13 protein-coding genes are annotated in these 14,555 nt (G+C 71.3%); 11 read left to right on the top strand and 2 right to left on the bottom strand.

What is annotated here, in order from left to right; all coding sequences use genetic code 11:
* Positions 1-660: 660 nt before the first annotated feature.
* The 4 genes from BMY97_RS32310 to BMY97_RS32295 all read left to right on the top strand — a co-directional run bounded on the left by BMY97_RS32310 (position 661) and on the right by BMY97_RS32295 (position 6,221).
* Positions 661-1,281, top strand: a complete 621-nt coding sequence (locus tag BMY97_RS32310) for a PadR family transcriptional regulator (protein ID WP_091624280.1) — start codon at positions 661-663, stop codon at positions 1,279-1,281.
* A complete protein-coding gene (locus tag BMY97_RS32305) occupies positions 1,262-2,887 on the top strand; it encodes a DHA2 family efflux MFS transporter permease subunit (protein ID WP_091624277.1) in 1,626 nt (541 codons plus the stop codon). Before BMY97_RS32310 ends, BMY97_RS32305 begins: the two co-directional genes overlap by 20 nt.
* Before the next feature lie 1,270 nt (positions 2,888-4,157).
* On the top strand, positions 4,158-4,787 hold the full coding sequence (locus BMY97_RS32300; protein ID WP_091624274.1) for a Maf family protein: 630 nt from the start codon (positions 4,158-4,160) through the stop codon (positions 4,785-4,787).
* A 90-nt stretch (positions 4,788-4,877) separates the two neighbouring features.
* Positions 4,878-6,221, top strand: coding sequence for a dicarboxylate/amino acid:cation symporter (locus tag BMY97_RS32295; protein ID WP_091624271.1), 1,344 nt, complete (start codon positions 4,878-4,880; stop codon positions 6,219-6,221).
* 34 nt (positions 6,222-6,255) lie between these two features.
* On the opposite strand, the gene BMY97_RS32290 is transcribed toward BMY97_RS32295, so the two are convergent.
* The gene (locus BMY97_RS32290) at positions 6,256-6,984 is read right to left on the bottom strand and encodes a hypothetical protein (RefSeq protein WP_091624267.1); all 729 of its coding nucleotides are present in this window, start codon (positions 6,982-6,984) and stop codon (positions 6,256-6,258) included.
* Positions 6,985-7,034: 50 nt separating this feature from the next.
* Between BMY97_RS32290 and BMY97_RS32285 the strand changes: the two genes are divergently transcribed.
* The 7 genes from BMY97_RS32285 to BMY97_RS32255 all read left to right on the top strand — a co-directional run bounded on the left by BMY97_RS32285 (position 7,035) and on the right by BMY97_RS32255 (position 12,716).
* Positions 7,035-7,325, top strand: a complete 291-nt coding sequence (locus BMY97_RS32285; RefSeq protein ID WP_177231639.1) for an SAV_915 family protein — start codon at positions 7,035-7,037, stop codon at positions 7,323-7,325.
* A 93-nt stretch (positions 7,326-7,418) separates the two neighbouring features.
* On the top strand, positions 7,419-9,209 hold the full coding sequence (locus BMY97_RS32280; protein WP_091624262.1) for an acetyl/propionyl/methylcrotonyl-CoA carboxylase subunit alpha: 1,791 nt from the start codon (positions 7,419-7,421) through the stop codon (positions 9,207-9,209).
* Positions 9,210-9,263: 54 nt separating this feature from the next.
* Positions 9,264-9,827, top strand: coding sequence for a DUF1707 SHOCT-like domain-containing protein (locus tag BMY97_RS32275; RefSeq protein ID WP_091624259.1), 564 nt, complete (start codon positions 9,264-9,266; stop codon positions 9,825-9,827).
* Between the two features lie 8 nt (positions 9,828-9,835).
* Positions 9,836-10,225: a DUF1707 SHOCT-like domain-containing protein gene (locus tag BMY97_RS32270; protein ID WP_091624257.1), complete on the top strand. Its 390-nt coding sequence runs from the start codon at positions 9,836-9,838 to the stop codon at positions 10,223-10,225.
* 71 nt (positions 10,226-10,296) lie between these two features.
* Positions 10,297-11,541: a sensor histidine kinase gene (locus BMY97_RS32265; protein ID WP_091624254.1), complete on the top strand. Its 1,245-nt coding sequence runs from the start codon at positions 10,297-10,299 to the stop codon at positions 11,539-11,541.
* The gene (locus BMY97_RS32260; protein WP_091624251.1) at positions 11,538-12,155 is read left to right on the top strand and encodes a response regulator; all 618 of its coding nucleotides are present in this window, start codon (positions 11,538-11,540) and stop codon (positions 12,153-12,155) included. Before BMY97_RS32265 ends, BMY97_RS32260 begins: the two co-directional genes overlap by 4 nt.
* Positions 12,156-12,182: 27 nt before the next feature.
* The gene (locus BMY97_RS32255; protein ID WP_091624248.1) at positions 12,183-12,716 is read left to right on the top strand and encodes a GNAT family N-acetyltransferase; all 534 of its coding nucleotides are present in this window, start codon (positions 12,183-12,185) and stop codon (positions 12,714-12,716) included.
* A gap of 43 nt (positions 12,717-12,759) precedes the next feature.
* Here BMY97_RS32255 and BMY97_RS32250 read toward each other — a convergent pair whose 3' ends face one another.
* Positions 12,760-14,499, bottom strand: a complete 1,740-nt coding sequence (locus tag BMY97_RS32250; protein ID WP_091624245.1) for a glycerol-3-phosphate dehydrogenase/oxidase — start codon at positions 14,497-14,499, stop codon at positions 12,760-12,762.
* Positions 14,500-14,555: the final 56 nt, after the last annotated feature.

The following is a 14,555-nucleotide window of genomic DNA, read 5'->3' as shown; positions in this document are numbered from 1 at the left end:
CCACGAACTGCCCCGGGCCGACTTCAGACCGGTTCAGAAGGACCTCGCCGTCACCACGGGCTGTTCCCGGACCGGTCCAGCAACTCCCCCACCTCGACGAACCGCCCGGGGCCGACTTCAGACCGGTCTAGAAAGACCCTGCTGCCACAGACTGACCTCCCCGGCCGGTCCACGCCGCCGCCGCCCCACCGGCTACCCCGGGCCGTCCAGGACCCCGCCGCCGCCCCATTGGCCACCCGGGCCCGTCCACGACAACTCCACCAGCGCCCCCTGACTGGCCCGGGCCGATCTCCAGGCCAGTCCCGGCAACCCCACCGTCACCTCCTCGGCCGCGGCGGGGGTTCTCCGCGCCCCTCACCCATGGCGGGTTTCGTTCCGGAATCAGTCCTCCCCCTTTGCCACAGCGTGGTTTCCAGGCCAGGCCCACGAACGGCGAGCGCCCGTCTCCAGCCCCCCACCGGCCGCCCGCCACCCACCCCATCAGTCGCCGATCCGTTTTTGTCGGTCCCCCCTCGTACTCTCGACACCATCATCACCGGCCGGCATTCACGGACAGCGACAAAGCGCTCACCAGCGCAGATCACACTGGACCATCGTTAGCCGGAGCCGTATAGTCCACGTGGAATAACCGACTCGGATCACTCGAAAGGATCACTGAGCATGGCCGCGGCGAAACTGACCCCGCTGGGCGTCGCTGTGCTGGAGCTGCTGCACGAGAAGCCCATGCACCCGTATGAAATGGCGCAGCTGATGCGCGAGCGGTACGTCGACAACCGGGTCAAGCTCAAGGCCGGCTCGCTCTACCACACAGTGGAACGCTTGCAGCAGAACGGATTCGTCGAGGTCGTCAACACCCAGCGCGACGGGCGCCGCCCGGAGCGGACGGTGTATGCGATGACCTCCGACGGCAAGGACGCGTTCCAGGAGCGGGCTCGCGAGATGCTCGGCGACATCGCGGAGGAGTACCCGCAGTTCCTCAGCGGGCTGGCCGTGATCGACGACCTCGGCGCGGACATCGCGCTGCAGGAGCTGGCGCACCGCATCACCCGGCTGCGCGCCGCCGTCGCCGCGGACCAGGTGATCCTCAAGCGCCTCGCGACCGATGGCACGCCGGAGATCTACTGGCTCGACGTCCGCTACGCCACCGCCCAGCGGGCCTTCGAACTCGAGTGGGCCGAACGACTGCTCGCCGACCTGTCCTCGGGCCGCGTCCGGTTCCAGGACACCAAGACCACGCTCAGCCTCGTCACCAAGGAAAGTCATGAACGCAAGACAAGCTAATCCCTGGGCCGCGCTCAGCGCGCTGTGCCTCGGCTTCTTCATGATCCTGCTGGACACCACCATCGTGTCCATCGCGATCCCCGCCATGCTGCGGGAGCTCAACGCGGGGCTGAACGCGGTCGTCTGGGTGATCAGCGTCTACCTGCTCACCTACGCGGTGCCGATGCTGTTCACCAGCCGGCTCGGCGATCGCTTCGGGCCGAAGCGGGTGTTCCTCGCCGGGCTCGTGGTGTTCACCGGCGCTTCGTTGTGGTGCGCCATGTCCGGCAACGTCGAAATGCTGATCACCGCCCGCGCGGTGCAGGGCCTCGGCGCGGCGCTGATGACGCCGCAGACCCTGGCGTTCATCACGCACCTGTTCCCGCCGGCCAAGCGCGGCCCGGCCATGGGCATGTGGGGTGGCGTCGCCGGCCTGGCCACGATCGCCGGCCCGCTGCTGGGCGGCGTGCTGGTGGACCACCTCGGCTGGGAGTGGATCTTCTACGTCAACGTGCCGATCGGCGTCATCGCGATCGTGCTGGTCCTGATGCTGGTGCCGGACTGGCAGCCGAAGCACTCGCACTCGTTCGACGTGCTCGGGATCCTGCTCTCGGCGGCGGGACTGTTCCTCGTCGTCTTCGGCGTGCAGAACGGCCAACAGTACGACTGGGGCACCGTCTTCGGCGGCATCACCGTGTTCGAGATCATCGGCGCGGGAGTGGTGCTGCTGGTCGCGTTCGTGTGGTGGCAGCGGTTCAACCGCAAGGAACCGCTGGTGCCGCTGAACGTGTTCGCCAACCGGAACTTCTCCGCGGGCACCCTGACCGCGACCACCGTCGGCTTCACGATGACCGGGATGTTCCTGCCGCTGATCATCTACATCCAGACGGTGCTCGGCCTGACCCCGACGCTGGCGGGGGCGCTGACCGCCCCGATGTCGCTGGTGTCGGGGATCCTGGCGCCGTTCGTGGGGCGCGCGTCGGACAGGGTCAACGGCAAGTACCTGGTGATGGCGGGGCTGTCGCTGCTCGCGCTGGGCATCGGCATCATCGCGCTGCAGGCCCGGCCGGACACGAGCCCGTGGGCGCTGATCCCGGCGCTGCTGGTCTGCGGCCTCGGCATCGGCTGCATCTTCTCGCCGATGAGCAACCTGACGATGAGCGCGGTCGAGCCCCGGCTCGCGGGCACGGCCTCGGGCATCTTCAACACCGCCCGCCAGGTCGGCGGCGTGCTGGGCAGCGCGGCCATCGGCGTGCTGCTGCAGGCGCGGATCAGCGCGTCGATCGCGGACGAGGCGACTTCCGCGGCGGCCCAGCTGCCCGAGCAGTACCGCGCGCCGTTCGCCGAGGGCATCGCGCACGCCGCGGCGTCCACCGGGGAGTTCGGCTCGTCCTCGGGCCCCGCGCCGATCCCGGGCCTGCCGGCGGACATCGCCGCCCAGGCGGGCCGCCTGGCCGCGACAGCCGTCCACAATGGACTCACCGACGCGGCCCGCACGACGCTGATCCTGCCGATCGCCGTCCTGATCCTGGGAGTCGCCGCGGCGGCGGTCATGCGCCGCGCGACGCCTCCCCGCCACCAGGCCCCCGCGCCCACCACGGAGTCCGAAGCTCCCGCGGCGGCCTGACCCGCGGCCGGCGGAGCGGTCACAGACCGCCCCGCCGGCCCGGAAGCCACGTGACGGCCCCCGGCACCGGCGCGGGAACCGGGCCAGGGGCCGTCACGCTTACCGCGGGAGAGAGGTCAAGAGGAGCGACACACCCGCCGCCCCCACCCAGGCCGAACGAACACTGCCGACTCCCTGCGCCACACCGCGCAACCCGCGGCCAGACCGGTCGACAACAGACTGCGACCACCCGAAGCCACGCCCGCCAGCCACGCCGCCAGACCAGATCCACCTGACTTCGCCAGCCACGACCCGAGGCGAAGTACCACCAAACGGACAAGCCACCGAGCGCGCCCCGGTGCGGCCGGCCCCCTCAGCCACCGACCGCGGCCGCGTGGAGCCCCAGCCGTTGGTCGCGACGCGAATCCAGCTCTTGCCAGCCCAACAAGCCACCGAACTCAGACACGCCCGGCCAGCCCCATCGACCGCAGCCCGACGCCCGCTGCTGCCAGGCCAACAAGCCCCAGAGCAAGGCGAAGCACTGCCGAGCCAACCAGCCACCAAGTGAGGCCAGGCATTGCCGAGCCCGCCAGCCTCCGCCCGCAGCCCAGCGCCGCCGAGTCCCTCGGCCAAGGAGCGCGGCCAGCTGCTGCCAGCCCGACAAGCCGCGGAGCAAGACGAGGTTCTGCCGAGCCGACGAGCCGCGGAGCGAGGCCAGGCATTGCCAAACCAACCAGCCACCGCCCGCAGCCCAGCGCCACCGGGTCCCTCGACCACCGAGCGCGACCACCTGAAACCACGTCCATCAGCCACGGCGCGAGGCCCGCTGCCGCCAAACCACCGAGCCGCGGAGCAAGGCGAGGCACTACCGAACCGACGAGCCGCGGAGCGAGGCCGAGCATTCCCGAACCAACCAGCCACCGGCCGAGGCCCAGCCCAGCCGGCCTTCAGCTTCGCGAAGGTGGTGAAGTCTTGGGGGCCGATGGGGCGGTCGCCGGGTCGGGGAGTCCGCCCTTCGGTGTGCGGAGCTTTGCCCACCACAGCGACCGTGACCTGGTGGGACGAGCCGATTCCGTCACCCGCACAGTCATAGGTCACCGTCGTGCCCTTCCCGGCGTCAGCGGTGACGCCGTCGAAGATGGTCGTGCGCTTCTGGTGCGGAGGTGTGGCATCGTTTCCCTCCGGGGAGCCCTCAAACAGATATGTTGCGAGCAACAACAAACTAACTCGACGATCGAGTGTCGCGGGTCACAATTCGGTATCGGCGGGGGTGGGCGGTAACTTTCCTGCCGTGCGCCTCGTTCTCGCTTCCCAGTCCCCCGCCCGCCTGATGCTGCTGCGCAGCGCCGGTCTCGACCCGAGTGTCGTCGTGTCCGGCGTTGATGAAGACGCGGTTGCCGACGCGCTCGACGACCCCGCACCCGACGAACTCGTCATGGCGCTGGCCAAAGCCAAGGCCGAGGCGGTGTTCGAGACCGTCGCCGGTACGCACGCCGACTCCGTGATCGTCGCCTGCGACTCGATGCTGTCGATCGGCGGCGAGATGGTCGGCAAGCCCGGCACGCCCGAGGTCGCGCGCCGGCGCTGGGCGGACATGGCCGGCCGGTCCGGCGAGCTGCTCACCGGTCACGCCCTGATCCGCATCGACGGTGGCCAGCGCGTCAAGGAGGCCGCCGGCGCCCAGCGTACGACCGTCCACTTCGGACGCCCGACCGAAGAGGAGGTCGAGGCCTACATCGCCACCGGCGAGCCGCTGCAGGTGGCGGGCGCCTTCACCCTCGACGCGCTGGGCGGCTGGTTCGTCGAGGGCATCGAGGGCGACCCGTCGAGCGTGATCGGCCTCAGCCTGCCGCTGGTGCGACGGCTGCTGGGCGAGGTCGGCGTGAGTGTCGTGGATCTCTGGCGGACGTCCACATCCTGAGAGCACTGTCACCCGTACGAGTGACCGGGAAGAGTTCACGAGGGCCCAAACCGGGCCCAACGGGAACTTTCGACCCTTGGGGGTGGCCTCGTGTCCCTCGTCCGGACCTACACGCGACCGCGTGTCTTCGCGGCTGCGGTACTCGGCTCGCTCGTCGTCGGCGCCGGACTCGGCGTCCTCGCGCGGACGACGGGCGCCGGCTGGCTGACCGACCTGCTGGACCAGATCGGCACGATCTTCACCACGCTGCTGCAGATCGCGGTGATCCCGCTGGTCTTCACCGCGATCGTCGTCGGCATCACCAGCCTGCGCAAACTCGGCGGCGGACGGACGGCGGCCCGGCTCGGCGGCAAGACGGTGCTGTGGTTCGCCATCACGTCGCTGATCGCCTCGCTCATCGGCATCGCCGCCGGGCGGCTGTTCGACCCGGGCTCGGGCGGGCTGGGCGCCGGGGTCGCCGCCACCGCGAAGAACGCCGACAAGGCCGCGAAGAGCGTGAGCAGCTGGGGTTCGTGGGACGCGTTCATCAACGGCCTCCTGCCGCAGAACTTCTTCTCCGCCTTCGCCGACGGCAACACCCTGCAGGTGCTCTTCCTCGCCGTGCTGATCGGCGCCGCGGCCTACAGCCTGGGTGAGCGCGCGAAGCCGTTCGTGGACTTCACCACCAGCGTCTTCGAAATCGTCCAGCGCTACCTCGGCTGGATCGTCCGGCTCGCCCCGATCGGCATCCTCGGCCTGATCGGCGCGGCGGTGTCGAACTACGGCGACGCGCTGTTCCGCCCGCTGCTTTCGGCCACGCTCGCGGTTTACGCGGGCTGCCTGGTGGTCCTGTTCGTCGTCTACCCGATCCTGCTGCGGTTCGTCGCGAAGGTGAGCCCGGCGAAGTTCTTCGCGAAGGCGGGCACGGCGATCCAGTTCGCGTTCGCCTCGCAGTCCTCGTCCGCGACGCTGCCGCTCACCCGCCAGTCCGCGGTCAACCTCGGGGTCGACCCGGCCTACGCGGCGTTCGCCACCCCGCTCGGCAGTGCGACCAAAATGGACGGTTGCGCGGCCGTTTTCCCGGCCATCGGCGCCATTTTCATCGCGAACCTCGCCGGGGTGCAGCTGAGCTTCGGGCAGTACGCGGGCATCGTCGCGGTCGCGGTCCTCGGCGCGCTGGCCACGGCGGGCACCACCGGCTGGCTGACCGCGCTCACGCTGACCACGGCGTTCATCGGCCTGGACGCCAAGCAGGTCGCGCTCGGCATCGCGCTGATCTACTCCGTGAACCCGATCATGGACATGATGCGCACGGCCACGAACGTCGCGGGCCAGATCGTGGTCCCGACGGTGGTGGCGCGCAGCGAGGGCCTGCTGGACGACGAGGTGCTCAACGCCCCGGTCGACCGTCCCCGGGATTCCCCGCAGGAAGCCAAAGTGCCCACTCCCGCGTAACCCCTCGTGGGTGGCTGTGCACCGGCGCAGCCACTCACGAAGCGGGGCAGGCGGAAAGCTCGTTGCGCCGGACCTGGACCAACGGCCAGCCGCGCAGCTGCGAAGGCGACGTCACCTTGCGCGTGCAGCCGAGGATGTCGCCGCTCAGCTGGTAGACCTCGGCGAGCACGGGCGCGGCCTGGCAGGTCGTCGTACCCGGGGTCGAGCCGGGGCACTCGTGGCGGACCAGGATCAGGTCCGGGCGGCCGTCCTGGTCGACGTCGTCGAGGGAGAGGGTGCCGGCGTCGGCGAAGTAGGGCTGGCCGAAGTCGCGCCAGACGCCGCTCGACTCGATCAGCAGCTCACCGAAGGCGCCACCGCTGACGTCGCCGCGCACGAGGCAGGCGGACGTGGTCCCGGCGATGCACTGGAGCGAGTTCGGCGCGAGTTTCGCCCCCATCCCGGTGATCGCCAGCTCGAACTCGGTGTCCGGCTTCGCGCCGACACGCACGCGGCCCCAGCCGCCGGTGGCATCGGCCAGCAACGAGACCGGCGTGCCGCCGACGGTCATGGCCGCCAGCTCACGGCACGGCCCCGTGCCACAGGTCGTGGCCGTCGGCTGGTCCGTCCCCGGGGCGGCGACCGGCGCCGCGCCCGGAGCCCCGTCCTCCACCGGCGACGAGCGCAAGACGACCACGGCGACGAGCGCCCCCGCTGTCACCAAGGCCGCGAGCAGCGCGGTGAGCAGCGCCGATCGTGGTGTCCGCTTCAGCGAAGTCCCCATATCCGAGACTGTAGGCGACCTTGCGCTGAGTGGCCGTCTATGTTGTCCCAGTGACGAACCCCAACCTGCCCCCGGCCCTGTACCTCCCGACCGGTCCGGTTTCCGCCACGACCGACGGCGGCACCGGCGCGAACGTCGAGCTGCGCCGCACCCCGGACGGGCGGGTGGCGCTGGTCGCCTTCACCGCGCTCGACCGGCTGGTCGACTGCTGCGGCGAGCACCAGCCGTGGATCATGATCAACACCGAGCACCTGCCGCGGATCCACCAGGTCAACCCCTACGACGTGATCGTGCTGGACTCCGAGCTCCCGGTCGAGCTGCGTCACCGCTCGCGGGTATAACGGTGGTCCAGCTCTCATCCCGGCGGGTACGGCGGTCCGTAGACTCCCGGATTACCAGCAGCGGAGCTGACGTAACGCACGGGGAGGTACGGGGTGAGCGAGCAGGACGTCGCGAGCACGGGTGGTCCGGTGACCAGGATCCTGGTCGCCAACCGGGGTGAGATCGCGGTCCGCGTGATCAGGGCGGCGAAGGACGCGGGGCTGACGAGCATCGCCGTGTATGCCGACCCCGACCGTGACGCCCCCCATGTGCGCCTGGCCGACGAGGCCTTCGCGCTCGGCGGCAGCACGGCCGCGGAGAGCTACCTGTCCATCGACAAGCTGCTCGACGTGGCGAAGCGGGCCGGCGCGGACTCCGTCCACCCGGGATACGGCTTCCTGTCCGAGAACGCCGAGTTCGCCCAGGCGGTGCTCGACGCGGGCCTCACGTGGATCGGGCCGAGCCCGCAGTCCATTCGCGACCTCGGCGACAAGGTGACGGCGCGGCACATCGCGATGCGCGCCGGCGCGCCGCTGGTCCCCGGCACCAAGGAGCCGGTGCAGGACGCGGGCGAGATCCTCGCGTTCGCCGACGAGCACGGCCTGCCCGTGGCGATCAAGGCCGCGTTCGGCGGCGGCGGGCGCGGCCTCAAGGTGGCGCGCACGCGTGAAGAGATCCCCGAGCTGTTCGAGTCCGCCACCCGCGAGGCCGTCGCCGCGTTCGGGCGGGGCGAGTGCTTTGTGGAGCGTTACCTGGACAAGCCGCGGCACGTCGAGGCGCAGGTGCTGGCCGACCAGCACGGCAACGCCATCGTGGTCGGCACGCGTGACTGCTCGTTGCAGCGCCGCCACCAGAAGCTGGTCGAGGAGGCGCCCGCGCCGTACCTCAGCGATGACCAGCGGGCCCGGATCCACTCCTCGGCCAAGGCGATCTGCCAGGAGGCCGGGTACTACGGCGCCGGCACGGTCGAGTACCTGGTGGCCACCGACGGCACCATCTCGTTCCTCGAGGTGAACACCCGGCTGCAGGTGGAGCACCCCGTCTCGGAGGAGACGACCGGGCTGGACCTGGTGCGCGAGATGTTCCGCATCGCGCGCGGCGAGAAGCTGCGGATCACCGAAGACCCCGAGCCGCGCGGGCATTCCATCGAGTTCCGCATCAACGGCGAGGACGCCGGGCGCGGCTTCCTGCCGGCGCCGGGCACCGTGACGAAGTTCGTGGCGCCGAGCGGTCCCGGCGTGCGCGTCGACTCCGGGGTGGAGTCCGGCAGCGTGATCGGCGGCCAGTTCGACTCGATGCTGGCCAAGCTGATCATCACCGGCTCCGACCGGGCCAACGCGCTGGAGCGCAGCCGCCGGGCGCTGGCCGAGATGGTCGTCGAAGGCATGGCGACCGTGCTGCCGTTCGACCGCGTGATCGTGGACCACCCGGCGTTCATCGGCGACGAGAACGGCTTCGGCGTGTACACCGACTGGATCGAGACCGAGTTCGACAACCGGATCGAGCCGTTCACCGCGGCGGAGGCGGACGCCGAGGAAGAGGCGCCGCGGCAGAACGTCGTCGTCGAGGTCGGCGGACGGCGGCTCGAGGTCTCGCTGCCGGGCGGCTTCGCCCTCGAAGGCGGCGCGGCGACGGCGACGAAAGCCAAGCCGCGCAAGCGCGCGGGCGGTGCGAAGGCGACCGTGAGTGGTGACGCGGTCACGGCGCCGATGCAGGGCACGATCGTCAAGATCGCCGTCGAAGAGGGCCAGCGGGTCGAGGCGGGCGAGCTGATCGTGGTGCTCGAGGCGATGAAGATGGAAAACCCGGTCACCGCGCACAAAGCGGGCACCGTCACCGGGCTTTCGGTCGAGGTCGGCGCGGCCGTGACCCAGGGAACGTCGCTTCTGGAGCTCAAGGACTGAAGTTGTGCCGAATGTCGTGGGTCGGCGGGCGCTCGGCGGCATACCATCGGTGACGTGACAGAGGTTCCGTCTCCGCAGCTGCGGATCAGCGACCAGGAGCGGGAATCCGCACTGAGCGCGCTCGGCGAGCACATGACCGCCGGGCGGATCGACATCGACGAATACGGCGAGCGCTCGGCCCGGATCACCGCGGCCAAGACCCGGGGTGAGCTGGGCGAGCTGTTCGCCGACCTGCCCCAGCCGCACCCGGCGTACGGCGGGGCGGCGGTGGCCGCGCCGCCACCGGCCGTGGACCCGGCCCCGGCTCCCCAGCCGGAGCCCTCGACTGCCGTGGCCGCGCCGCAGGGGTGGTCCGGCGGTCAGCGGGCGGCCGCCTCGATCGTGCCGCTGGCCTGGCTGGTGGCCATCGTGCTCATCTCCACCGGTGTGGTCGCCCCTTGGCCGATGATCGCCCTGCCGATCGCGTGCACCATCTTCGGCCGGGCGCTGTGGGGACACGGCTCCGACCACCACGACCGCGACCGTCGGCTGGACCACCGCGAGCACCGGCTCGACCACCGCGACCGGCGTCGTGAGATGCGTGACGAGTTCCGTCGCCAGCGCCGGTTCGACCGCTGAGGACCACCGTGACCGACATGCGGCTGAGCGACGACGAGCGGCAGGACGCCCTCGACGTCCTCAGCGAGCACGTCCGCACCGGGCGGCTCGACGTCGACGAGTACGGCACGCGCTCGGCGAAGGTGACGGCCGCGAAACGCGTCAGCGACCTGCTTCCCCTCTTCGACGACCTGCCGTCGCCGCGGCCGAGCGCGCTGCTGACCGTGCCTCGGGACAACGGCGCGCCGGTGGCCCGGCCCGTGGGTGAGAGCCCGTTGACGCGCTGGGCGCTGCGCAGTGCGGTGCCGATCGCCGTGGTGCTGGCCATCGCGGTCTTCGTGCTCTCGCGCGGTCGGCTGATCCTGGTTTTCGCGCTGCCACTGGCCGTTCTGCTCATCACGGGCTGGCGGCGGCGCTGATCCACCGATCGGTGGATGCCGCGGTCGAACGGCGGACTCCCCGGCGCGGCCCGGGCTGCAAGAATCTCCCCATGATGGGTCTCCGGCCGGGCGAGGTCGACCCGCGGGCCGAACGGCTCGGCGGGCGGATCCTGGCCGGCGTCGGCCTGACCGGGCTCGGCATCTGCACGATCATCGCCGCCGCGCTGCCGCACGGCGAACCCGCCCAGTGGCGGCTCACGCTGGTTTTCGTCGCGGTCACCGCCGCGTGGATCCTGACGATCGTCCCGCTGTTCCCGCGCCGGCATCGGCGCCCGTGGCTCACGGCGGTCTTTTTCCTCGGCCTGCTCGCCGGTGCGGCGGTGCTGGGCTCGCGAGTGGAGACGTTCACCGCCTTCGCGTCCGTCGGCTACCCGATCGCCTTCTCGATCTTCACCGCTCGGTGGAGCATCTTCGCGGTCACCGCGACGGCGATGGTCCCGATGATGTCCCGCGGCGGCTGGGGCCCGGACGCCACCACGCCGGCCTGGGTGGTCGTGATGTCGGTGATCGGCCCGATGCTCTTCGTCGCCTGGTTCGTGGGGGTGGAGAACGACAGGCGAAAGCGCGCCAACGCGGAACTGGCCGAGGCCAACGCCCGGCTCGAGACCGCGATGGAGGAGAACGCCGGGCTCCAGGCGCAATTGCTGACGCAGGCGCGCGAGGCCGGAGTGCTCGACGAGCGCCAGCGCATGGCGCGCGAAATCCACGACACCCTGGCACAGGGCCTCACCGGTATCGTCACGCAGCTCCAGGCCGCCGACCGCGCCACTTCCGAAGCGTCCCGGGAACGGCATCTGACGCAGGTCCACACGCTGGCGAAGGACAGTCTCACCGAGGCGCGCCGTGCCGTGCAGGCCCTGCGACCCGAGCCCCTCGCGGACTCGCGGCTGCCGGAGGCGCTGGCCGATCTGGCACGACGCGTCACGGACACGTCCGGCGTCGCCGTGGCGGCGGAGACTTCCGGCGAAGCGCGCCCGCTGCTGCCGGAGCTGGAGGTGACGCTGTACCGCGTCGCGCAGGAAGCCTTGGCCAACGCGGAAAAACACGCGCGGGCGTCGCGGATCGGCGTCACGCTGACCTATGCCGACGACGTGGTGCTGCTCGACGTCCGCGACGACGGCGCCGGCTTCACCCCCGGCGAACCCGCCCGCGGCGACGGCACGGGCTTCGGCCTCCAGGCGATGCGCCAGCGTGTGCGACGGGTCGCGGGCACGCTGGCGATCGAGTCCGCGCCGGGTGAGGGCACCGCGGTGAACGTGCAGGTCCCGGCGATCCCCCTGGTGCGGGACCCGTGATCCGCGTCCTGCTCACCGACGACCACCCCGTGGTCCGCGACGGCCTGCGTGGCGCGCTCGAGGGCGAGCCCGACATCGAGGTGGCCGGCGAGGCCGCCAACGGTGCCGAGGCACTGGCCTTCGTCGCGCGCCACCATCCCGACGTCGTCCTGATGGACCTGCGGATGCCGGAGCTCGACGGCGTCGGCGCGATCCGGCGGCTGGCCGTCGAGCATCCGGCGGTGCGGGTGCTCGTGCTCACGACGTACGACTCCGATTCCGACGTGCTGCCCGCGGTCGAGGCCGGCGCGACCGGCTACCTGCTCAAGGACGCGCCGGTGGCGGACCTGCTGCGGGCCGTCCGCGCGGCCGCCCGCGGCGAGTCCGTGCTCGCGCCGAGCGTCGCGGCGCGGCTGATGGCCCCGCTCCGCCGTGCCCCGGCGGGTGAGCTGACGCCGCGGGAACTCGAAGTCCTGCGTCTGGTCGCGGAGGGCTCGACCAACGCGGCGGCCGCGCGAAGGCTGTTCATCAGCGAGGCGAGCGTGAAAACCCACCTGCTGCACGCTTACGCGAAACTCGGCGTGAACGACCGCGCCGCCGCTGTGGCCGAGGCCTACCGGCGCGGCCTCCTCTGACGGCTCGCGCGCGGTTACGCTGGTGGAGTGGAACCCGTGGAGATCAACGCGGGCGCGTACTACCTGCGCCAGCTGCGGGCGGACCGGCACCTCGACGACCGGACCGCGTTGATGGAGGCCTTCGCCGACCCGGCGCACCGGCGGTACGTGCTGAACTACCGGCTGCGGACGCTCGACGAAGCCACCGAGTACGTCGCGCTGCGTGCCGCGCAGTGGGCGTGCGACGAGCGGTGCTCGTGGGCCGTCGCGGAGCCGACGACCGGGCGGCTGCTCGGCGAAGTCGGGCTGCGCGAGCTGGACCTCACCTTCAACACCGCCGAGGCGTCCGTGTGGACGCACCCCGGCGAGCGCGGCCAGGGCATCGCGGCGACGGCGCTGGCCGCGGCCCTGCGCTACGGCTTCGGCGGGCTCGGCCTGCAGGAGATCAGCTACCGGCACGAGGAGAGCAACGCCGCCTCCGCGGCCCTCGCGGCCCGGTGCGGCTTCACGCTCGTGGGGCCGGAACGCGACCCGTCGCCGTCCGGCGAGCCCCTGATCCGCTGGCTGCACAAAAGCTCGTGAGTGTCGATGACGGTGAGAACCGTCATCAACACTCACGACGACGTCAGCTGACGGGCTCGATGATGCCCGCCCTGGCCTCGGGCGCGGCGGCGCGCAGGGCGTCCGCCAGATCGTCCGTGGCCTGCGACTGCGACTCCTTCTCCGCCTGCACCCGGGCCGTGTAGACCTCGACCTCGCGGTCGACCGTCTCCGCCGGCCAGCCGAGCACCTCGCCGACCAGCTGGGCGACCTGCTTCGCGCAGTCGACGCCGCGGTGGGCGTACTCGATGGAGATACGCGTGCGGCGGGCGAGCACGTCCTCGAGGTGCAGCGCGCCCTCGTGGGTGGCCGCGTACACGACCTCGACGCCGAGGTAGTCCGGCGCCGACTCGATCGGCTTGAGCAGCTCCGGCCGTCCGTCGGCGAGCGCCAGCACCTCGTGCACCAGCGAGCCGTAGCGGTCGAGCAGGTGCCGCACGCGGTACGGGTGCAGCCCGTGCTCGGAGGCCAGGTGATCGGCCTGGTTGACCAGCGCGTGGTAACCGTCGGCGCCGATCAGCGGCACCTTGTCCGTGATGGACGACGGCGGGCGGCCGGGCAGGTCCACCACCGCGGCGTCGACGGCGTCGGCCGCCATCACCCGGTACGTCGTGTACTTGCCGCCCGCGATCGCGACCAGGCCCGGCGCCACCCGCGCGACGGCGTGCTCGCGAGAGAGCTTCGAGGTCTCCTCGCTCTCTCCCGCCAGCAGCGGCCGGAGGCCCGCGTACACACCCTCGATGTCGTCGTGCGAAAGCGGTGTCGCCAGCACCTTGTTGACGTGTTCGAGGATGTAGTCGATGTCGTGCTTGGTGGCCGCGGGGTGTGCCAGGTCGAGGTTCCAGTCGGTGTCGGTGGTGCCGACGATCCAGTGGTTGCGCCACGGGATCACGAACAGCACCGACTTCTCCGTGCGCAGGATCAGCCCCGACTCCGAAACGATCCGGTCGCGCGGCACGACGATGTGCACGCCCTTGCTCGCGCGGACTCGGAACCGGCCGCGGCCGCCGGAAAGGCGCTGCAGCTCGTCGGTCCACACGCCGGTGCAGTTGATCACGGCGCCGGCCTGGATTTCCGTCTCACGCCCGTCTTCCACGTCGCGCACGCGGACGCCGGAGATCCGGTCGGCCTCGTGCAGGAACCCGACGACCTGCGTCGACGTGCGCACGACGGCGCCGTAGTGCGCGGCCGTGCGGGCGACGGTCATGGTGTGGCGGGCGTCGTCGGATTGCGCGTCGTAGTACCGGATTCCGCCGATCAGCGACGAGCGCTTCAGCGCCGGCACCATCCGCAGGGCACCCGCGCGGGTGAGGTGCTTCTGCCCCGGCACGGAGCGGGCGCCGCCCATCGTGTCGTACATCAGCAGCCCGGCCGCGGTGTACGGCCGCTCCCACCCGCGGTGGGTCAGCGGGTACAGGAAGCTCACCGGCTTCACCAGGTGCGGCGCCAGCTTCGTCAGCATCAGCTCACGCTCGTGCAGTGCCTCGCGGACCAGCCCGAACTCGAGCTGCTCCAGGTACCGCAGGCCGCCGTGGAAGAGCTTGCTCGACCGGCTGGACGTGCCGGACGCGAGATCGCGGGCCTCGACCAGCGCGACCCGGAGGCCGCGGGTGGCCGCGTCGAGCGCGGTTCCGGCACCGACCACGCCGCCGCCTATGACCACCAGGTCGAAGGTCTCCTTGCCGAGGCGCTCCCAGGTCTCTTCCCGGCGGAGCGGGCCCAGCCGGGCCGCGGCTTGATCGGCTTCGTGCTGAGAACTCGTCACCAGTCACTCCTCCTCGTGCTACCGGAGTCCAGCATCGCACGGCCCGGTGAGGGCGC

The organism is Amycolatopsis saalfeldensis, assembly GCF_900110575.1.
Classification (GTDB): Bacteria; Actinomycetota; Actinomycetes; order Mycobacteriales; family Pseudonocardiaceae; genus Amycolatopsis; species Amycolatopsis saalfeldensis.
This window is presented reverse-complemented; position numbering and strand designations above follow the sequence as displayed.